The organism is Gordonia effusa NBRC 100432 (genome assembly GCF_000241305.1).
GTDB lineage: Bacteria > Actinomycetota > Actinomycetes > Mycobacteriales > Mycobacteriaceae > Gordonia > Gordonia effusa.
This window is the reverse complement of the sequence record NZ_BAEH01000096.1, coordinates 85052-104772: the sequence shown is the minus strand read 5'-3', so window position 1 is coordinate 104772 and position 19721 is coordinate 85052. Positions and strand designations below refer to the sequence as shown.

Here is a 19721-nt window from a genome sequence, read left to right as displayed (position 1 = left end):
GCTGTCATGCACCCCTGACATCTGTGTTGTGGTACTGCTCGATTCATCCAACCGCACGACCGCCCGGCACGCCAGTACCATTTGCCCCCAAATACACCCTCGGAACGACCCCTACCGCACCCTGGTTCGCGACTGCGCCGTCCACACGTCCGTTCATGGCAGTATCTCCGATATGGGTCCCTTTCTGATTCGCACTATCTTCACCGGGTTCGCCCTGTGGATCACGTCGCTCATCGTTCCCGGAATCGACTTCGTCGGCGCGGACAATAATTGGCAGCAGGCCGGCATCATCTTCTTCGTCGCGCTGATCTTCGGCCTGGTCAACGCGGTAATCAAACCGGTAGTGCAGATCATCGCGATACCGCTGTACGTGTTGACCGTCGGCCTCATTCACATCGTCATCAATGCGTTCATGCTGGAAATCACCGCGTGGATCACCGACAACACCACCCATTGGGGACTGCACGTCGACGACTTCTTCTGGTCGGCGATCTTCGGTGCGCTCGTCATCTCCATCGTCAGCTGGACGTTGTCCATCCTGACGTCCAAGGAATAGCCATTTGCATATAGTGAACTCCTCTGCTCACTGAACTCCGAAAGGTTCACCGATGACCGCTTTTGTCGCTTCGACCGCCCGCACACGCTGGACCCGACGATTGACCGCGACAGTCGGCGCACTGGTACTCGTCGGAGGAATTGCCGCCTGCGGCAGTGACACTGAGGTCGACCAGGCCCGCAGCATCACCGTTGTCGGCAACGGCAAAGTGACCGGAACCCCCGATACCCTCAAAGCCGACGTCGGGATTGAGGCAGACGGCAACGATGTGTCGTCGGCTCTGAATGAAGCGAGTGAGAAGGTCCGCAAAGTCACCGACGCCGTCGTCGCCGCTGGCGTCGAGCGTAAAGATGTGTCGACGCAGAATGTGTCGTTAAGCCCGCAATACGCGGCGCCGGTTCCCGGCGGTACATCGCAAATCTCTGGCTATCAGGCGTCGAATTCGCTGCGTATCACCATCCGCGACCTGAAGAAGGCGTCGGCCATCCTTGCCGCCGCTGCCAATGCGGGCGGCGACAACACCCGCATTTCGAATGTTTCCTTCTCCATCGACGACGATTCCGACCTCATGCGTCAGGCCCGCGAAGCCGCTTTCAAAGATGCGCGATCACGCGCTGGGCAATATGCCGAACTCGCCGACGATTCGCTCGGTAAGGTCCTAACGATTTCCGAGGCAACGTCGGGGCAGGACCAGTCGGCCAAGAATCTGGACACGTCCTACCGCTCCGAAGGCTTGGCCGCGGCGCCGGTGCCGGTTGAACCCGGACAGCAGACGCTGACCTTCACCGTCACGGTCAAATACCAGCTGGACTAACACTCGGTCCCACTGGAAATGTCCCCGTAGTGCGAGCGGGCGCTATATCGCCGTCTGCTCGCCTCACGGGGACATTTCCAGTTGGCTCACTCATCCGGTTGCAATAGGCAGGTAAATGCCTGCATAATTGCCAGGTGCATTCCGATCCAGACTCAGCCACACAGGCCGTCTTCCGGGCGCTCGCCGACCCGACCCGACGGCTACTGCTTGATCGGTTGCGCCAACGCAACGGCCAGACGCTGACCGAGTTGTCCACCGGCCTCGGCGGCGACCGAGGGATGACGCGGCAAACCGCGACCCAGCATCTGGGTGTACTCGAAGCTGCCAACTTGATCAGCACGGTGCGGCATGGCCGGGAGAAATTGCACTACCTCAATCCCGTTCCGCTACACGAAATTCAGGAACGGTGGATCGACAAATTCGAACACCCGCGACTGCGGGCGCTAGCTGCCATCAAACAACGAGCCGAGGAGAACGGTATGTCCCAACCGACTTTCGTCTACACCACCTACATCAACAGCACTCCGGAGAAGGTCTGGCAGGCCATCACCGACCCCGAACTCAGCGCTCAATACTGGGGGCATTCGAATGTGTCTGACTGGCAACCGAATTCACGTTGGGAACATCAACGGGCCGACGGTTCCGGTATCGCCGACGTTGTCGGCACCGTGCTCGAATCCGATCCGCCGCGCAAGCTGGTAACCACCTGGACCGAGCCCAGCGCCGACGCCGACACGCCATCGTCGACGGTCACATTCCTCATTCAGCCCTACCAAGACATCGTCCGACTCACCGTCACACATGCCGACCTGGCGACTCCCGCCGAGTACGCCCAGACGAGCGGCGGGTGGTCGGCCGTGCTGTCAAACCTCAAGTCCTTCTTGGAGACTGGCGCCCCGCTACCGACCGCGCCGTGGACCCAGCCCGAGTAATCTCAGTCGGCGAGAATCGCCGCCAACTCGACGGTCGGATCCTTCGATCCCAACACCTGAATGGCGACGTGGTCGGCGCCAGCTACCAGGTGATCTTCAATCTGTCGGTGAACCGACGCCGCGTCACCATGTGCGACGAGGGCGTCGATCAGCCGGTCGCTTCCGCCATCGGCGATGTCGGCGTCGGTGAAGCCCAGCCGCTTGAGATTACTGACGTAGTTGCGCAGGTGAAGATAGGGCTGATCGACCGGCGGCCGGCCGATCGCACGAGCAGCGACTGGGTCGGCGTCAACCACGACCTTGTGCTCGGGGGCCAACAACACTCCGTTACCGACCGTCTCGCGTGCGATCTTCGTATGCGACGACGGCGTCAGATACGGATGCGCGCCCAGCGAACGGTCGGCCGACAGCCGCAACATCCGCGGGCCGAGTGCGGCCAGCAGCCGACGATGCGCCGGTACCCCGACTTTGTCGAGTACATCGAGATAACGACTGACCGAGTCATAGGGAGACGAGTAGTCGGCATTGGCCTCCGGATGCCCGGCCCCGATGCCGAGGAAGAAGCGGCCCGGGAAGTCCGCTTCCAACTCAATCCACTCTTCGCCGATGGCCTGCGCGTCGGTGTTCCAGATGTTGACGATGCCGGTCGCGACGGTGATCGTCGACGTCGCGGCGAGAACATCGCGGATGGGCTTGAGGTGTTTGGGCGATCCACCGAGCCAAATGGTGCCCAGCCCCTGTTCCTCCATCCGGGCCACCTGGTCGGCGGGGAACTGCTTGAACCACCCCCAGGCGCCGTAGGTGCCGAATCGTTTGATCGCTTCCACGCGGAGTTCTGCATCTGGGCTCATAGTCGTAGCCAACCGCGCTGGCTGCGCGACTATTCCGCTCTGGCATCGTTGGTTCCATGCGCGCAGTTCTCCAGCGAGTCAGTCAGGCATCGGTCAGCGTCGACGGCGACGTCGTCGGAAGACTCGAATTGCCCCCTCCCGCACAGGGTTTGGTCGCCCTCGTCGGCGTAACCCACGACGACACCGTTGACGACGCCACCTGGCTCGCCGACAAGATCTGGCAGCTACGCATCCTCGACGGCCCCGACGGCGGCCAGGCGTCCGCGGCAGATCTCGGTGCACCCATCCTCGTCATCAGCCAGTTCACGCTCTACGCCAACACCGCGAAGGGACGTCGGCCATCGTGGAACGCCGCGGCACCGGGGCCGATAGCACAGCCGCTTGTCGACGCCGTCGTCGCTGGACTGCGCGAATCGGGCGCAACCGTGGCGACCGGCACCTTCGGTGCACATATGGAGGTGGAACTCGTCAACGACGGTCCGGTGACGATCGTGCTCGATACGCCGTCGCGCTAACTACTCCGGCGTCCACCCCGGAATGGGCTCGACCATGAATTCGATGACGCCCAACAAAGTTAGGGCCGCGAGATGCCAGTCAACCGGCTCGCCGTCGATGCCCGGGTAGCTGACCGGCGTTGCCACTACATCGGGTGTGGTGAAACCGCGGCGCGTCATTCCTTCGACAACTGACGCGGATGCGATCGCGAGTTGCAGTTCGGAAATTCCTTCGCGCACGCGAAAACCCATAACGGGCAAGAACATTCGATAGAACTGCGCGACTCTCTCGGGGTAGTAGACCTCCGAGTCGACGAGCGCCTTAGCGATCTTCTCGCGCTGCGCGTCCTCGAATGTTGGCAGTGCCGCGACCAGCGCGGTAACCGTCCGATACGTCGGAGATTCGTTGAGCGCCTGGAAGTTTCGCTCCCCCGCGATTCGAATCGCCTCGGCGAGAACCGCGTGACGGCCGCCCCGGGTAGTGAGTCGTTCAACGTTGTCGTCGACAACCTTGATCGCCAGCTGCAAGGTCTCGACGTCGAAGGCCAGGGCCTGCGCGGGGCCCGGCTCGACTAACGCGATCAGCAGTTCGACGTAGAAGTCTTCCTTGGTGTCCCACTCGCGATACACCGAACTGCGCGGTACACCCGCGAGCCGGATAATTTCTTCCATGTTCAGATGAGACACACCGACGGTGAGCCCGTCGTCGCCGAGCATCTCCAGGGCGGCGTCCAACATACGCCGACGCAGCTCGTCGACGGTAATCTGTCGCCGTTTGACCGACGCTTCGCGTACGTCGGAGTCGTCGGTCAAGGTCGTGGGGTCAGAATTCGGGGCCCGTCGGCGGTCACCGCGACCGTGTGCTCCCAGTGCGCCGCACGGGAGCCGTCGTCGGTGACGACGGTCCAGTTGTCGTCGAGTTCGGATGTCTCAGTGGTACCGAGCGTGAGCATTGGCTCGATGGCCAGCGTCGAGCCGATTACCAATCGCGGGCCGCGGTTGGGCTCGCCCTCATTCGGCAGGAACGGCTCCATGTGCATTTCCCGGCCGATGCCATGCCCGCCGTATCCGGCGACGATTCCGAATGGCCGACCGAACTTCTTTTCCGCGTCGCGGGTGGCGACTTCTATCGCGTGTGAGACGTCGGTGAGCCGCCCGCCGTCGACCATGGCGGCGATGCCTGCCTCCATGGCCAGCCGCGTGGCCTCATTCAGGTCAGTGTCGGCCACCGACAATTCGCCGACGCCGAAACTCCATGCCGAGTCACCGTGCCAGCCGTCGAGGATCGCACCGCAGTCGATGGACACCAGATCACCGGTCGCCAGCTTTACGTCGGATCGCGGAATACCATGCACCACAACGTCGTTCACCGACGAACAGATCGAACCGGGAAAGCCGTGATAGCCCTTGAACGACGGGACGGCGCCCGCCGAGCGGATCACTTCTTCGGCGATCGCATCGAGATCGAGTGTGCTCACGCCGGGCTTCGCGGCATCGCGCACCGCGACCAACGCGGTCCCGACGATGGCTCCCGCGGCAGCCATCGCATCGACCTCACCGGCTGAGCGGAACGGCACTCGCTTGTTGCGGCCCAAGAAGCCCATCGAATCCCCGCCGGCTACTTGCTGACGCCGAGCGAACCTAGCACGCGCTGATGGACCTCGTCGACGGCTCCAATGGCATCGATGGTGGTCACTTCGTCGCCGTAATACTCCAGCAGCGGAGCGGTTTCGGTCGCGTAGACCGACAGGCGGTTGCGGATTACTTCTTCGCTGTCGTCGGCGCGACCGCGGGCCAGCATGCGCTCCACCACGACGTCGGAGTCGACGACGAAGGACAACACGGCGTCGAGCGCGGTGTCGAGGTCGGCGAGGATTTCCTTGAGCGCGTCGGCCTGTTCGGTCGAGCGCGGGAATCCGTCGAGGATGAATCCCTTACCGGCATCGGGCTCGGCGAGCCGGGCGCGCACCATGTCGACGGTGATCTGCGAGGGCACCAGGTTTCCGGCGTCGAGGTAGCGTTTCGCTTCCACGCCGACCGGCGTGCCCTGTGAGATGTTGGCGCGAAACAAATCTCCGGTGGAGATATGCGGGATACCGAGGGACTCCGACAGCAGCTCTGCTTGAGTGCCTTTGCCGGCCCCGGGGGGACCCAGGATAACGAGTCTCACTTAAGAAATCCTTCGTACTTACGCTGCATCAACTGGCTATTGACTTGCTTAACGGAATCGAGTGCGACGACCACCATAATCAGCACGGCGGTACCGCCGAACGGCATGTTCTGGACATTTCCGCTGCCGATTTCCAGGAATAGGTTAGGCAGCACAGCGATAATACCGAGGTAGATCGAGCCCGGAAGCGTGATACGCGAAAGTACGTAGCCAAGGTAGTCGGCGGTCGGCTGGCCAGGGCGGATGCCCGGGATGAAGCCGCCATATTTCTTCATGTCGTCGGCGCGTTCCTCGGGGTTGAAGGTAACCGCGACATAGAAGTAGGTGAAGAAGATAATCATCGCGAAGTACACGACGATATAGACCCAGTTACCCGGATCGGTGAGGTAATTGCTGATGAACTTCTGCCAACCCGACTGCTCACCGTCGGAGGAATTGGAAGTCAGTTGCAGGATCAATTGCGGCAGGTACAACAGCGACGACGCGAAGATCACCGGGATCACGCCGGCTTGGTTAACCTTCAGCGGCAGATAGGTCGACGAGCCGCCGTACATCTTGCGGCCTACCATCCGCTTGGCGTATTGCACCGGAATTCGACGCTGCCCCTGCTCGATGAAGACAACGCCGGCAAGGATGACAAGAGCAGCGACCAGCACCAGGACGAACCGCAAGGTACCCGACTGCAGAATGGTGTGGCCTTCGGCCGGCAGACGAGCCGCGATGCCGGCGAAGATGAGCAGCGACATGCCGTTGCCGATGCCACGTTCGGTGATCAGCTCACCGAACCACATAACCAGGCAGGCACCCGCAACCATCACCACGACGATGATCGCCAACGAGGTGATCGAATGGTCGGAGACGATCTCGGTCGGGTTGCAGTTCTCGCCCTCGCCGCCTCGCAGAAGCTGGCCCTGCGCGGCAAGTGCCACGATTCCGGTGGCCTGCAGAATCGCGAGACCAACCGTCAGATACCGCGTGTACTGCGTCATCTTGGCCTGACCGGACTGGCCTTCCTTACGCAGCTGCTCGAAGCGCGGGATGACCACGGTCAGCAACTGCACGATGATGCTGGCGGTGATGTAGGGCATGATGCCGATCGCGAACACCGACAGCTGCAATAGCGCGCCACCGGAGAACATATTGATCAGCGAGTAGATGTCAGCCGAGCTGCCCTTGCTGGCCTCGGCCAGACATGCGTCCACGACGCGATAGTCAACGCCAGGAGACGGCAAAGTCGCGCCAAGGCGATACAGCACCAAGATGCCGATGACGAAGAGGATCTTCTTCCTCAGATCGGGCGTGCGAAAGGCCGCGATGAGGGGCGAGAGCACTAATTCCTCCTAGGCTGCGTCGGCGTCGCGTCTGGGATTGACGCTTCACCGCCGACGGCTGACAACAAGTTCTTCTCGAGACGAGACTGCTCACCGACTAACTAGCGGGCAGTACCCCGTCCCCCGCTAGGTCTAGCGGCAACGCTTGAAACTCTAACAGCAGACGAAAAAGCAAACCGTCGGGCGACTGACATACGACCCTGACCTGCGACGCAGGCCGTGTCCGCGCAGTCGCCCGACGGCGCCCAACTACAGTTCGGTGACGCTGCCGCCGGCTGCGGAGATTTTCTCCTTGGCCGAACCGGTGAACTTGTTGGCGGTGATATTCAGTGCCACCGACAGTTCTCCGTCGCCCAGAACCTTGACGAGACGGTTCTTGCGGACAGCACCCTTGGCGACGAGGTCGTCGACGCCGATGGTGCCGCCAGCCGGGAACAGCTCGGCGAGATCGCCGACGTTGACGACCTGGTACTCGACCCGGTTGCGGTTGGTGAAGCCCTTCAGCTTCGGCAGGCGCATGTGAATCGGCATCTGCCCGCCCTCGAAGCGAGCAGGCACATTCTTACGCGCCTTGGTGCCCTTGGTGCCGCGACCGGCGGTCTTACCCTTGGAACCCTCACCGCGACCCACTCGGGTCTTCTCGGTCTTCGACCCCGGAGCGGGGCGAAGGTGGTGAAGTTTGATGGTCATTGCTTAAACCTCTTCGACTGTCACGAGGTGGCGCACCACGTTGATGAGGCCGCGGTTGGCCGGGGTGTCCTCGCGGGTGACCGACTTGCGGATGCCCTTGAGGCCAAGGGTCCGCAGGCTGTCACGCTGGTTGCTCTTGGTACCGATGGTGCCCTTGATCTGGGTGATCTTCAGCTCTGCCATCATTTAGCTCCCTGACTCAGCGCGCGTGCGCGCAACATGCCCGCAGGTGCGACATCTTCGATCGGCAGCCCGCGACGTGCGGCGACCTCTTCGGGGCGCTGCAACTGCTTGAGTGCTGCCACGGTGGCGTGGACGACGTTGATCGCGTTATCCGAACCGAGGCTCTTGGCGAGGACGTCGTGGACACCCGCGCACTCCAGCACGGCACGCACCGCGCCACCGGCGATCACACCGGTACCGGGGCTGGCCGGACGCAGCATCACGACGCCGGCCGCTGCCTCACCCTGAACCGGGTGGGTCACGGTGCCGCCGATGAGCGGAACGCGGAAGAAGTTCTTGCGAGCCTCTTCGACGCCCTTCTGGATCGCCGCGGGAACTTCCTTGGCCTTGCCGTATCCGACGCCGACCAAGCCCTGGCCGTCGCCGACGACCACGAGGGCGGTGAAGGAGAACCGACGTCCACCCTTGACGACCTTCGACACGCGGTTGATCGCTACGACGCGCTCAAGCTGGTTGCGATCCTGATCGCGACCATTGTTGCGGTCATCGCGACGACCGCGACCGCCGCCGCGACGGTCATTGCCGCCGCCGGCATTGCTGTTGTTGTTGTTATCTCCGGCGGGTCCGTTCCCGCCGTCACGCTGACGTCCGGGCATCAGAGGACTCCTCCGGTCTTGGTGGTGAAAATTGCGAACATGCTCATTAGAAGTCGAGCCCTCCCTCGCGGGCGGCATCGGCCAGCGCCGCGATACGACCGTGGTAGTCGTGACCGCCGCGGTCGAAGACCACGGTGGTGACGCCTGCGGCCTTGGCGCGGGCTGCGATCAGCTCGCCGACCTTCTTCGACTGTTCGGTCTTGTCACCACCGGCTGCGCGGACATCGGCCTCGATGGACGACGCGGCGGCCAGTGTCTTGCCGACCAGGTCATCGACGAGCTGCACGTGGATGTGACGGCTGCTGCGATTGACGACCAGACGCGGACGCTCGGCAGTGCCGGCGACCTTCTTGCGAAGGCGGAAGTGACGACGGCTGTTGGAGACACGACGTCGGGTCGAGGCATCCTTACCGACGGGCTTACGTCGAGTTGTTGTTGTTTCAGACATGTTTTACTTACCCGTCTTTCCGACCTTGCGACGGATCTGCTCACCTTCGTAGCGAATGCCCTTGCCCTTGTACGGGTCAGGACGACGCAGGCGGCGGATATTCGCCGAGATCTGGCCGACTTGCTGCTTGTCAATACCCGACACCGAGAACTTGGTAGGCGACTCGACGGCAAAGCTGATGCCTTCGGGGGCCTCGATCGGCACGGGGTGGCTGTAACCGAGGGCGAACTCCAGGTTGTTGCCCTTGGCCTGCACGCGGTAACCGACACCGAAGATTTCCATCTTGGTGGTGTAACCCTGGGTGACGCCGACAACGAGGTTGTTGATCAGCGAGCGGTTGAGCCCGTGCAGGGCGCGGTTACGACGCTCGTCGTTGGGACGAGTGACGACGATGCTTTTCTCTTCCACGGCAACGGCGATGGGCTCGCTGACGGTCAGGCTCAGTTCCCCCTTGGGGCCCTTCACCTTGACGTCCTGGCCGTCGACGGCAACGTCGACGCCGGCCGGGATTTCGATGGGATTCTTACCAATACGCGACATATCTACGCTTCCCCTACCAGACGTAAGCGAGGACTTCGCCGCCCACGCCCTGGTTGGCTGCCTGACGGTCGGTGAGCAGGCCGGAGGACGTGGAGATGATCGCCACGCCCAGGCCACCCAGCACCTTGGGCAGGTTGGTGGACTTTGCATATACCCGCAGGCCGGGCTTGGACACGCGACGCAGACCAGCGATGCTGCGCTCACGGCTCGGGCCGTACTTGAGGGAGACGACGAGGTTCTTGCCGACTTCGGCATCCTCGGTCCGGTAATCGGTGATGTAGCCCTCGCGCTTGAGGATCTCGGCGATGTTGGCCTTGATCTTCGACGCGGGGAGTTTCACCTCGTCGTGATACGCCGAGTTGGCGTTGCGCAGACGTGTCAAGAAGTCTGCGATCGGATCAGTCATGGTCATGGTTGACCGTCAACCTTTCTCGTGGCGGTTCCCATACAGCGGTGTCCTCGGAACTCTCGTCCCGATTCTCCGGTGGGCCTTCTACGAAGTGGATAGTTGTTCATAAGGTTCTCGCCGCCGATGCCGTTGGCTTTTCGCCGGCACCGGAGACTATTCAGTTGTGAGCAGCCGGAGCCATGAGGGCACAGGCAACCGCTCTAGTGTAGAGAACTTGCTGTTAGATCCCAAATCGTCGGCCGCCGACTCCGATCGGTCGCCCTTCCGATCGTCGAGTGACGGAACGCCCCCCGATCGCCGAGTGACGGAACGCCCCGTCCGATCGTCGAGTGACGAAACGCCCCGTCCGATCGTCGAGTGACGAAATGCCCCGTCCGATCGTCGAGTGACGGAACGCCCCGTCCGATCGTCGAGTGACGAAACGAGCTTGCGAGTTTCGTTGTATCGAGACGCCCGCCGGCCGAAATGCCAACCGGCTTGGACACCCCGTGCCAGACTGAACACGTTCTAGTTTTTCTGAACGACCGCTCGACGACAGGGAGAATAATGGGCAAGCTCACCGGCCAGGTCGCCTTCATCACCGGAGCGGCGCGCGGACAAGGGCGTGCACATGCGGTCAAACTCGCATCCGAGGGCGCCGACATCATCGCTGTCGACCGCTGTGCCGACGTCGCCACCGCCGGTTACGACATGGCGACCGAAGCGGACCTCGCGCAGACCGTCGCACTCGTCGAAGCCACCGGCCGGGAAATCTCCGCATCGGTAGCCGATGTCCGCGACCTCACCGCGCTGAAAGCATCCGTCGACGCCGGCGTCGAACGGTTCGGCCGCCTGGACATCGCGGTCGCCAACGCCGGTATCGCCGCCGCACCCACACTCTCCTGGGATCTCAGCCCGGAGGCATTCCGCGAGATGATGGATATCAATGTCACCGGCGTGTGGCAGACCACCAAGGTCGCGATCCCACACATCATGGCTGGCAACCGCGGCGGCTCAGTGATCTTGGTGTCATCGATGGCGGGGTTACGCGGCATCCCCGGCATCGTGCACTACTCCAGCGCCAAACACGCTGTCGCCGGCATGGCGAAATCCATCGCAAATGAGTTGGGCTGGGCCAATATTCGCGTCAATTCGATCCATCCCGGCAACGTCCGCACGACGATGATCGACAACGAACCGATGGTCCGCGGCTTTCGCCCCGATCTGGAGAACCCTGTCCTCGAGGACACCGCCGATGTCATGGGCAAACTCAACCTGCTCCCGACGCCGTGGGTTGAGGCCGAGGTGATCGCCGACGCCGTCCTGTACCTCGTCGCCGATACCGGTCGCGGCATTACCGGCGCGGCCCTGCCGATAGACCTCGGCGCCAGCGCCAAATTCGGCGGCTGAACCCGCGAATCACTCCGTTTCGTCATGCCGCGCGTAGTGCGGCCGGGGACCGTTCCAGCCGTACCGCAAAGCGAGCAGCCGGAACGCGATTGTTACTGCGGCACAAAGCAATCCAGCCCATGCGTTATACACGCCGAAGTACAGCAGGACGGCCGTCACTACCGCACCCACCATCGCCGGGATCGCGTACAACGACTCGTCGGGACGCAGCACTCCAGGCACCTGGCCGCTGAGCACGTCGCGGATCACGCCGCCGCCGATCGCGGTCGTCACACCAAGCAGCGCCGACGTCGGCGCTCCCAGCCCGGCGTCGTAAGCCACGACAGTGCCTGTGACGCAAAACAATCCGAGCCCCACCGCATCGGTCAGCAACAACGGCCAGCGCGTGAGCCGATTGCCGGGATGCCGCACGAAGATAACCAACGCCGTCACCGTCGCCGCGATTAGGAAGATCAAGTCGGTGAATGCCGTTGGCGGCGTATGCCCGATGAGGACGTCGCGCATGATTCCGCCACCCAGCGCCGTGGCACTCGCCAGCACGACGATGCCCACTATGTCGAGATTGCGGCGTACCGCGGCCAACGCACCCGATGCCGCGAACGCGACGGTACCGATCAACTCACCGTAGTGGTGCACCCAGGTCGCCGCCGACTCGAAGTCCGCAGCGATGACCAAATCCGTTGTGCCGCTCATTATCCGAGCACAAAGTCATACCGCGAGGTCGGCACCAGATCCAAGTTTCGATCAGCACCGATCCGCGCGACGCTCGCCATCATCGCGGTCACTCGCGCGTTCAATTCGCGCTTGTCGCCCCCGCTCCCGTAGAACGCGTGAATATCGTCAACCGCCGCGCTCGGAAACAGCTCCTCGACAATAGCGTCGACTCCGAAAGCATTGTCCGTCAACGGTTTCGACACCACATTCTGGTAGTAGCCGAAGGTTGCCTGCGTGTCGATGGCGACCTGGGTGTGGTCATCGAGCCACCGCTGACGCCACTGGTCGTAGGTGAGTTCAACCGGATGACGCAAGAAGGCGATATTCGCCAGGGCGTCGATGCGGACATCGGTCGGCAACGTGGGATCAAGCGGCGCGCGGCGCGTCACTTCCCACGCCGCGACCGTTCCCGCGACTGTGCCAAGGGCATCGACGATGTCACGCGCCTCTCCACCCGCGACTGACACAACCGCCTCGATCGGCCGCTCGTAATGAGTGATCCGCATAGCGTTCGCGACCGCTTCGTCGGAGATGTTGACCTGCAGTCGCGTCGCGCCGAGCCGCGTCAACGAGTCACGAAGTTCACGTCCCAATACGGCGTCGACATCCCAGAGTGCCGCGATCACATGTGTCGCCTGTTCGTTCACGATTTCATGGTATGACCTCGGCGCTCGGTTACTGTGATCGACATGGATTGGTCCCTGCGCGCATGCGCCTGGCATGGTCACGAGACTTATGCCCCAACAGAAGACGACCTCCGCGCGCGGCTCACCACCGACACGCCGGTAGGCCCCGCATGGCGCTGTTTGCGCTGCGGCACATTTGTACTCGGCGACCCGGCGGGCAGCGGCCCTGCGGAAGACGCGCCCGAAGTGCCCCGCGGAGCCATGTTGCGCGATCGGGTGATCATGCGACTGCTCGCGGCGGAGCGAGCGGTTCGTGGGCTATTTCTGCTCGCAGCAGCGTTCGTCGTCTTCAAGTTCCGCACCAGTCAGGGGTCGGTACGCGAGAAATTCGACGCCGAACTTCCTCTGCTTCGCCCCCTAGCCGACCAAATCGGTTGGAACATAGATGATTCCAAGCTGGTCACGTATATCGAGAAGTCTTTCACGCTGTCGACCACAACCCTCACGGTGGTCGCGGCGCTCATCCTCGCCTATGCGGTCTCGCAGTTCATCGAGGCGACCGGACTTTGGCTGATGAAGCGCTGGGGCGAATACTTCGCCGTAGTCGTGACAAGCTTATTCATCCCGCTGGAAATCTACGAGATCGTCGAAAAGGTTACCGCACTTCGCATTTGCCTCCTGCTCGTCAACGTCGCGGCGGTGGTGTGGCTGATCTGGAGTAAACATCTCTTCGGGGTGCGCGGCGGCGTCGCGGCCTACGAAGCGATTCACCATTCCGAGAGTTTGCTGACGGTTGAGCGAGCTGCGCTGGGCGCCGGAAAATCGTCCGAATAGGTGCCCGGCAAGGGCAATATGCCCTCAGCGAGTGAGTATTCGGACGATTTTCACGGGACGGGCGCGCCCGACGACTCCACGACCTGCCCGACCTCGAGTTTGATCAGTCGGTCAGCGATGTCGAAGTAGCGGTCGTCGTGAGTGATGACGATGACTGTCTTGCCACGGGCCGCGAGGTCGGCGAGTATCTCGCGGTAGAAGGTGTCCCGGAACTGCGGCTCCTGGTCGGCTGCCCATTCGTCGAAGAGATAAATCGGCCGATCTTCCAGCAGCGCGGTCACCAACGCCAGCCGCTTACGTTGCCCCTGCGACAGTGACACCGTCGACAGATGTCCGTCGCGCACGGTCACCTTGTCGTCAATACGCAACATCCGTAGGTAACGCCGGACTTCATCGTCGAGGTCGGGGCCGTCGAATCCCAGATAGTCGTCGAACAGGTGAAAATCGGTGAAGATGGCGGCGGTGTTCTGCCGGAACCATTCGATGTTCTGGTGATCGATGCGCTCTCCATTGAGGGTCAACGAACCTGCTTGCGGCACATACAATCCCGTGATCAGCTTGGCGAGCGTCGACTTGCCGCTGCCGTTGCCGCCGACGATGAAGGTGATCGCGCCCGGTTCGAAAACCGCATCGACCGGACCGAGATGAAATCCATGACCCGGCGGCGGGCCACCAAGATGCGGTCCCCCTGGCCCCCGACCATCGGGCGGCGGTGGCCCCTGGCGTCCGGGCGGCGGACCACCGGGTCGCCGACCTCGGCCGGGGCGCTGCGGCAGCCGACCGTCCGGCACACCTTCAACGCGACCGCCATCGGAACCGTTGACATCGGGGTGCGCGTTGGTCAGCGGCGGCGGACCCATCGGCGGTTGGGATTCCATCGCGCCAGGCGGAGGCGGCGGTCCGAGTGGTCCCTGCTCGGTCAGGTACGTGTAGCCGATCCCCGCCAGTTCCAGCCGTGCTGTTTCGACGGCGGGCCGTTCCACATAGGGCAGCGCCTGCTCATCGTGCAGCGCTTCCATCGACAGTTCCAACGACTGGATCTTCTTGAGCGCGACGTCGCCGCGCAGAAGATCGGGAATGCGGTGCATGAAGTTCTGCATCGGCATCGCGAGGAATGTCGTGACGATGACGTAGCCGATCAACGTCTGCTGAGGTAGGTCCAGCGCGACCGCGACACCAAAGAGGATCGCGGCCATGGTGGCTAACTGCAATACCTGACCGAGTCCCTGACCGACAGCGAATTTCGTTCCCGCATCAATATTTTCGCGACGCAGGTGCGCTGCGGTGCCGAGGAGCTTGTCGTCCATGAAGGCACGCCGACGACCACGGTGCAGTTTGAGTTCTTTGATTCCAACGCTGACCGAGTGGAACGAGTTGATCAAGTTGTCTTCATGTTCGCGGACCGAACGGAACAGTGCGCGAACGTATTTCAGCACTGATTCGACGCAACCAATGGCTATCAGCGTCGATCCCACGGTGATCGCGAAAAGCGGCCCGGACAAGATTGCCAGGAATACCAAACATCCGGCGATCGTGGCGATGTCGACACACATACTCGGAATCGCGCTGACCGCCATCGACAGCGAACGAACGTCCTCGGTCAGCGTTGCCAAAAGTCGGTGTGTACCAAGACGTTCCAGATGTTCCAATGGCGCCGAAACCACGCCGGTACTCAGTTTGGCTCGCAGTCGATAGATGGCATCTTGCGCGAGGCGGATCAGCAATATCTGCGATGCCAGTCCGGCCGCTATCACCACGGCGATGGTGAGTGCGAACTTCTGCCACGAACCCGACTCCCCCTCGGGCCCGACGACGGCGTTGATCTGCGTCACCAAGAACGCGTTGGCGGCGCCGCCGATCAGACCCATGACGACGGCAGCGAAGATGCCGATCCAAGAGACGGCGAACAGGAAGCGAATGAGCTTCATAGTGGAAACCTTTCGCGCCCGCTAACCGCGGATGATGTCGAAGAGCATGCCCTCGAGCGTGACGCCCGGGGCGAAGGAGAAGGCGACGCCGGTGGACACCGGCCCAGTACCCGAATCACGCTGAGCCGCCATCTGTTCGAGTACGAAGATCAGCGAGACGCTGAGCATGTTGCCGTATTCGGCAAGCACATCCCAGCTCGGTGCGGCGCGTTCGGCAGAAATACCGAGCGAGCGTGCGGAGGACTCGATGATCGCGGGGCCACCGGGATGAATCGCCCACAGTTCGACGTCGTCGCGGGTCATCCCCTGGGCGCCCAACTCTGCGTCGATGGCCGGCGCGACGCCGTCGACGATGTACTGCGGCAGCGCTTCCGCGAGCTCGCACGTGATGCCATTGTCGTTGACACCCAACACGATTCCGTCCTCGGCATCGTCGAGGAGATGACTGAAGGTCGATCGGATGACAACCCGACCGGCCGGGAGCGGATGACCGACTTCGCTCGCGCCGACGACGACGGCGCCACATCCGTCACCGAAGAGGCTGTGGGTTATCACGTCGACGACGTTGTCGCCGAAAGCCGCATTGACCGAACTCAGCTCCAGGCAGATCACCAGAGCTTTGCGATCGGGATTGGCTCGCACATAGTCGGTCGCGGTGCGGATTCCGTTGATCCCGGCGGCGCAGCCCATGAAGTTCACCACGACACGGTTGACGGTCGGCGCGAGGCCCAACTGCTTGATAACCGCGACGTCGACGCCCGGGGCGATGAACCCTGTGCTGGTGACGAACACGACCAGACCGATGTCGGTGGCCGGCTCTGCCACACCGCTGATCGCACGTCGGGCGACGTCGAGGGCGAGCGGGACGGCCAGCTCGAAGAAATGGTTCATACGTTCGCGGATCGTCGCGGGCCGGCGGCTGTAGCTCAGGAACTCCGGATCGAGCGGATCGAGCGCGAGATGCCGAGTGTTGATCCGAGTCTTGGCGTAGACGCGCGGGATGCGCGCCTGCTGTGCCGGGTCGTCAAAGAGTGCGGCGACTCGATCGGCGGCATCGGCTTGCGAATAGATGTTCTCCGGTGCGCCGGTGGCGATCGACTCGATGACCGCCACGGTTGTTGGCGGCGCCGGGAGCGAAGCGAGCGGGCCGGGTTCGGTCTGCGCCGGGAGCGAAGCGAGCGGGCCGGGTTCGGTCTGCGCCGGGAGCGAAGCGAGCGGGCCGGGTGTTTCATTGTGCCCGGTTTGCCCGAATGCGATATTCGGTCCAGTATGCAGCGCCATCGCGTCGTCCTCTCTCACACGTACAGTCCTATCCCATCATGGCCGATCGGCTTCCGATAGTGATAGCGATGTCGATTCGACGAATGAATTCCGGTGTCGGCTGAACAAATGAATACGGCGTTCACACTGTGCCAATCCCGGTGAATCCCTTGATCGTGTAGTCACCGCAGGTCTTCAGCGCCGACGGTGAGAAGTGCTCCCGGAAGAATCCCCACTTATTTTCCTGAGCGGGCCGTGATTTCGCCACGAGGTAGACATTCACCTGTTTGGGTAGACGATCGGTGAAGAAGCTCTTGGCCGGCAGCCATTCGACACCGAACTTCGCTGATTCTTCGCGTACAACATTCTCGGTCGCGATATTCGCGAAGCCACTACGTTGATAGGGCACCACATGGTGTACCCGGTGCGAACTGAGTCCGGCCGAGAGAAAGCAGTCGACGTAGCGGTTTCCGACGACTTTGAGGTCGTAGGCTTGTTCAACCTGGTTGACCGCCCAGTCGTCGGTGTCGGACTCGACTTCCGCTGTCTCCAAGTCGAAGTCATGGCTGGCCACGACGAGGAATGTGGAAATCCACAGTGTGGCGACGAACTGAAGCGCCCAAGCCCAGAAGTCGCCCGCGACTATGAATACGACCATTTCGCCGAGTAGCAGAAAGCGCATTCCGAAGGCTCCGATGAAATGCGGCAGGCCACCCTTCCAGGACCCGTACATGTCGGCGATACCCACCTGCCGAGTGAGTTTGCAAATTTCCAGCATTCGGATGATCATGCCGGTGATCGTGTGTCCGAATTTGTGTACGGTATGGATTGGAATACGCCAGAGCCGCGGCAAGTCCATCATAAATGTGAAGACATTTTTCTTGATGTCGACTTCGCTTTGCGTATGCGGGTGATGGAGCAATGCGTGGCCGTCGGCGGTAACGAAGGACAACGCCACGTAGTTCATGTCGAAGGCGTTGACGAAGATTTTGTTCCAACCCTTTTGTGCCCGATGGATGGCATAGTGCCCGACACCGGCGAGTGAGCTACGTAACAAAACCATCAGTAACACGAATAGTGGCAGCGGCATCCAGGAGGTGTCGAATAGTCGCAGGCCCTGAACCGCGAGATAGGCAACGAAGAGGCTGATCGCGACGACGTCGAAGATGCGATCCATTCGCTTAACTTTGCGAACCATTTCCGGTGCGGCCAGCCGGGTTTTCACCGCATGCAGCAAATCGTCTTTGCGGCTGAAGTCGTACTGCGGCGTATCGCGCCAGCTGTCGAATCCTTCCTTGAACAGGAAGTCCGGGGCGTTCGCCTTGGGGTGGATATCCTCGATTACCGCGTCGCGATCGAGTGCGTACCGCTTCAGCATTCGAGCAATCCGCTCGGGATCCTTGTGGTAGGACCCGATGATCGACGTGATGTCTCGATTCTTGGTGCGGCCGATGAAGAATTCGCCGCCCGGATGCTTTGAGATCCAATCGGTCAAATCGTATGCGCGCCCGTCGTACACCCATACATTCGACAGTTGGGGGCCACCTCCCGGTCCCGGCTTGCGGTCGAGGTCAGGATCGGGGCGCTCACTGACAGCCGCATCACCGACTGCCGCATCGGCCTGCGCAGCCTCCGCGGTTCCGGTCAATTCGGGCACGTGGGCAGTTCCAGACACCTCGGGCGTTTGCGGCGCCTGCGCGATTGCGTCATCCGTTGTCATTATTCGATTTCCTCCGTGCTCGGCGAGAGTCGACCGACGACCTCGCTGCACCTATCATCAACTACCGACTGCCGACGTTCATTCGGTCGAATTAGCTTCATACACAGGCATCATTCAGTTGAAGTAACTATCCACAGACTGCCCAAGCTTAGGACATCACCACTGGATTCTCGGGTAGTGTACCGACGCGTGACACCTGTTGAATCATCAATCAGCTCTCGACTCAAGCGCATGGCGGTTCCGGCCGTCGCGGCTGCGGCTGTTGCCGTAGCGGTTTTGACCGGCTGCTCCACAGCCGACAATTCCGACTCGAAAGGCGCGCCGAGTTCGGCACCGCCCACCCAGGACACCACGCGCTCGGGCACGCCCCCGTCGGTGTCGACCACCGACGCCAAGGCATTGCTCGATCAGGCGTCGAAGACTACGCAGCTCACCGACGCGGTCCACCTCAAACTCAGCGTCGATCCCAAGGTTCAGGGCCTGCCGGTGCAGGAACTCGACGGCACGGTTGTCACCAAGCCTTCACCCGCGGCCAAGGGGACCGGTTCTTTCCGCGTCAAGGAGGAATACAAGAAGGTCGACTTCGTCATCGTCGGCGGCAAGCTGTACACAATGGAGGCCGGCGGGAGCTGGAAGGACGCCGGCGATATCACCGGTGGCGGCCAGAAGTCTTACGATCCGTCGGTCGTGCTGGATCAGGAGAAGGGCATCGGCAACGTTCTTGCCAAGTTCATTGACCCGAAGATCGCCGGCACCGAGACCAAGAACGGCGTGAAGGCGATCAAGGTCACCGGCAAGCTCAACGCCAGCGATTTCGACGCCATCTTCCCGACTCGCGGCCAGGGCAAGCTGGAAGGCGAGCACCCGGCAACGGTCTGGATCGCGCAGGACGCACCGAACAACCTCGTTCAGCTGACCATCACCACCGACAACGGCGACATCTCTCTCACCACTGACAAGTGGCAGGAGAAGGTAGACATCACCAAGCCGGTGTAGATTCACAGGTCCCGTAGGCCCCGTCGCAACTCTCGAAAGGGTTGCGACGGGGCCTCTTTAGTGTCGGCACTCGCCAGGGGCGCTCGCGCCATTCCTTAGTGAAATTAACCATTAGCTATATCGCGGTGGACATTAACGATAATCACCAAATTTGTTCCGATAACGCGATTAGTGAGTATT

The 19721-nt window shown here is 61.9% G+C and carries 23 protein-coding genes; 7 read left to right on the top strand and 16 right to left on the bottom strand.

The genetic code is table 11. The features are described 5' to 3' along the window. The first annotated feature begins 172 nt into the window (after positions 1 to 172). The 3 genes from GOEFS_RS17275 (at position 173) to GOEFS_RS17265 (ending at position 2302) form a co-directional block, all read left to right on the top strand. The gene (locus tag GOEFS_RS17275) at positions 173 to 556 is read left to right on the top strand and encodes a phage holin family protein (RefSeq protein WP_007319232.1); all 384 of its coding nucleotides are present in this window, start codon (positions 173 to 175) and stop codon (positions 554 to 556) included. Positions 557 to 608: 52 nt separating this feature from the next. Further along, positions 609 to 1370, top strand: a complete 762-nt coding sequence (locus tag GOEFS_RS17270; RefSeq protein WP_007319231.1) for an SIMPL domain-containing protein — start codon at positions 609 to 611, stop codon at positions 1368 to 1370. 134 nt (positions 1371 to 1504) lie between these two features. Next, positions 1505 to 2302 (top strand): ArsR/SmtB family transcription factor, encoded by a 798-nt coding sequence (locus GOEFS_RS17265; RefSeq protein WP_007319230.1) that lies wholly within the window; start codon positions 1505 to 1507, stop codon positions 2300 to 2302. A gap of 2 nt (positions 2303 to 2304) precedes the next feature. Here the strand turns inward: GOEFS_RS17265 and GOEFS_RS17260 are convergent, their stop codons facing one another. Continuing rightward, a complete protein-coding gene (locus GOEFS_RS17260; protein ID WP_040525368.1) occupies positions 2305 to 3153 on the bottom strand; it encodes an LLM class F420-dependent oxidoreductase in 849 nt (282 codons plus the stop codon). Between the two features lie 56 nt (positions 3154 to 3209). Between GOEFS_RS17260 and dtd the strand changes: the two genes are divergently transcribed. Next, positions 3210 to 3668, top strand: a complete 459-nt coding sequence (dtd, locus tag GOEFS_RS17255) for a D-aminoacyl-tRNA deacylase (protein WP_007319228.1) — start codon at positions 3210 to 3212, stop codon at positions 3666 to 3668. On the opposite strand, the gene GOEFS_RS17250 is transcribed toward dtd, so the two are convergent. The 10 genes from GOEFS_RS17250 to rpsH form a co-directional block, all read right to left on the bottom strand. Next, entirely contained in the window at positions 3669 to 4460 is a 792-nt protein-coding gene (locus tag GOEFS_RS17250; RefSeq protein WP_007319227.1) for a TetR/AcrR family transcriptional regulator, read from the bottom strand. It abuts the gene before it with no gap. Continuing rightward, positions 4457 to 5251 (bottom strand): type I methionyl aminopeptidase, encoded by a 795-nt coding sequence (gene map, locus GOEFS_RS17245; RefSeq protein ID WP_007319226.1) that lies wholly within the window; start codon positions 5249 to 5251, stop codon positions 4457 to 4459. The genes GOEFS_RS17250 and map overlap by 4 nt, the downstream gene beginning before the upstream one ends. Positions 5252 to 5265: 14 nt before the next feature. Further along, entirely contained in the window at positions 5266 to 5817 is a 552-nt protein-coding gene (locus GOEFS_RS17240; RefSeq protein WP_007319225.1) for an adenylate kinase, read from the bottom strand. Continuing rightward, positions 5814 to 7148 carry a preprotein translocase subunit SecY gene (gene secY, locus GOEFS_RS17235; protein ID WP_007319224.1) on the bottom strand — a complete coding sequence of 445 codons (1335 nt, stop codon included), beginning with the start codon at positions 7146 to 7148 and terminating at the stop codon, positions 5814 to 5816. Before secY ends, GOEFS_RS17240 begins: the two co-directional genes overlap by 4 nt. A 249-nt stretch (positions 7149 to 7397) precedes the next feature. Beyond that, on the bottom strand, positions 7398 to 7838 hold the full coding sequence (gene rplO / locus GOEFS_RS17230) for a 50S ribosomal protein L15 (RefSeq protein WP_007319223.1): 441 nt from the start codon (positions 7836 to 7838) through the stop codon (positions 7398 to 7400). A gap of 3 nt (positions 7839 to 7841) precedes the next feature. Then, entirely contained in the window at positions 7842 to 8021 is a 180-nt protein-coding gene (rpmD, locus tag GOEFS_RS17225; RefSeq protein ID WP_007319222.1) for a 50S ribosomal protein L30, read from the bottom strand. Beyond that, positions 8021 to 8677 (bottom strand): 30S ribosomal protein S5, encoded by a 657-nt coding sequence (gene rpsE, locus GOEFS_RS17220; RefSeq protein ID WP_007319221.1) that lies wholly within the window; start codon positions 8675 to 8677, stop codon positions 8021 to 8023. The genes rpmD and rpsE overlap by 1 nt, the downstream gene beginning before the upstream one ends. A 46-nt stretch (positions 8678 to 8723) precedes the next feature. Next, positions 8724 to 9125, bottom strand: coding sequence for a 50S ribosomal protein L18 (gene rplR, locus GOEFS_RS17215; RefSeq protein WP_007319220.1), 402 nt, complete (start codon positions 9123 to 9125; stop codon positions 8724 to 8726). Between the two features lie 3 nt (positions 9126 to 9128). After that, positions 9129 to 9665 carry a 50S ribosomal protein L6 gene (gene rplF / locus GOEFS_RS17210; RefSeq protein WP_007319219.1) on the bottom strand — a complete coding sequence of 179 codons (537 nt, stop codon included), beginning with the start codon at positions 9663 to 9665 and terminating at the stop codon, positions 9129 to 9131. A 13-nt stretch (positions 9666 to 9678) separates the two neighbouring features. Next, positions 9679 to 10077 carry a 30S ribosomal protein S8 gene (gene rpsH / locus GOEFS_RS17205; RefSeq protein ID WP_007319218.1) on the bottom strand — a complete coding sequence of 133 codons (399 nt, stop codon included), beginning with the start codon at positions 10075 to 10077 and terminating at the stop codon, positions 9679 to 9681. 543 nt (positions 10078 to 10620) lie between these two features. Between rpsH and GOEFS_RS17195 the strand changes: the two genes are divergently transcribed. Then, positions 10621 to 11463 carry a mycofactocin-coupled SDR family oxidoreductase gene (locus tag GOEFS_RS17195; protein ID WP_007319217.1) on the top strand — a complete coding sequence of 281 codons (843 nt, stop codon included), beginning with the start codon at positions 10621 to 10623 and terminating at the stop codon, positions 11461 to 11463. 9 nt (positions 11464 to 11472) lie between these two features. Here the strand turns inward: GOEFS_RS17195 and GOEFS_RS17190 are convergent, their stop codons facing one another. Both GOEFS_RS17190 and GOEFS_RS17185 read right to left on the bottom strand, forming a co-directional pair. Further along, positions 11473 to 12156 (bottom strand): trimeric intracellular cation channel family protein, encoded by a 684-nt coding sequence (locus tag GOEFS_RS17190; protein WP_007319216.1) that lies wholly within the window; start codon positions 12154 to 12156, stop codon positions 11473 to 11475. Beyond that, positions 12156 to 12824, bottom strand: coding sequence for an EthD domain-containing protein (locus tag GOEFS_RS17185; protein ID WP_007319215.1), 669 nt, complete (start codon positions 12822 to 12824; stop codon positions 12156 to 12158). Before GOEFS_RS17185 ends, GOEFS_RS17190 begins: the two co-directional genes overlap by 1 nt. A gap of 42 nt (positions 12825 to 12866) precedes the next feature. Between GOEFS_RS17185 and GOEFS_RS17180 the strand changes: the two genes are divergently transcribed. Beyond that, the gene (locus GOEFS_RS17180) at positions 12867 to 13637 is read left to right on the top strand and encodes a DUF2127 domain-containing protein (RefSeq protein WP_040525364.1); all 771 of its coding nucleotides are present in this window, start codon (positions 12867 to 12869) and stop codon (positions 13635 to 13637) included. Between the two features lie 50 nt (positions 13638 to 13687). Here GOEFS_RS17180 and GOEFS_RS17175 read toward each other — a convergent pair whose 3' ends face one another. From GOEFS_RS17175 to GOEFS_RS17165, 3 genes are all read right to left on the bottom strand, one after another. After that, the gene (locus GOEFS_RS17175; protein WP_007319213.1) at positions 13688 to 15565 is read right to left on the bottom strand and encodes an ATP-binding cassette domain-containing protein; all 1878 of its coding nucleotides are present in this window, start codon (positions 15563 to 15565) and stop codon (positions 13688 to 13690) included. A 21-nt stretch (positions 15566 to 15586) separates the two neighbouring features. Then, the gene (locus tag GOEFS_RS17170; RefSeq protein WP_007319212.1) at positions 15587 to 16846 is read right to left on the bottom strand and encodes a type III polyketide synthase; all 1260 of its coding nucleotides are present in this window, start codon (positions 16844 to 16846) and stop codon (positions 15587 to 15589) included. 121 nt (positions 16847 to 16967) lie between these two features. Beyond that, positions 16968 to 18545 carry a fatty acid desaturase gene (locus tag GOEFS_RS17165; protein WP_007319211.1) on the bottom strand — a complete coding sequence of 526 codons (1578 nt, stop codon included), beginning with the start codon at positions 18543 to 18545 and terminating at the stop codon, positions 16968 to 16970. Between the two features lie 231 nt (positions 18546 to 18776). Between GOEFS_RS17165 and GOEFS_RS17160 the strand changes: the two genes are divergently transcribed. Then, complete coding sequence (locus GOEFS_RS17160) at positions 18777 to 19541, top strand: LppX_LprAFG lipoprotein (RefSeq protein ID WP_007319210.1); 765 nt, start codon at positions 18777 to 18779, stop codon at positions 19539 to 19541. Positions 19542 to 19721 lie beyond the last annotated feature (180 nt).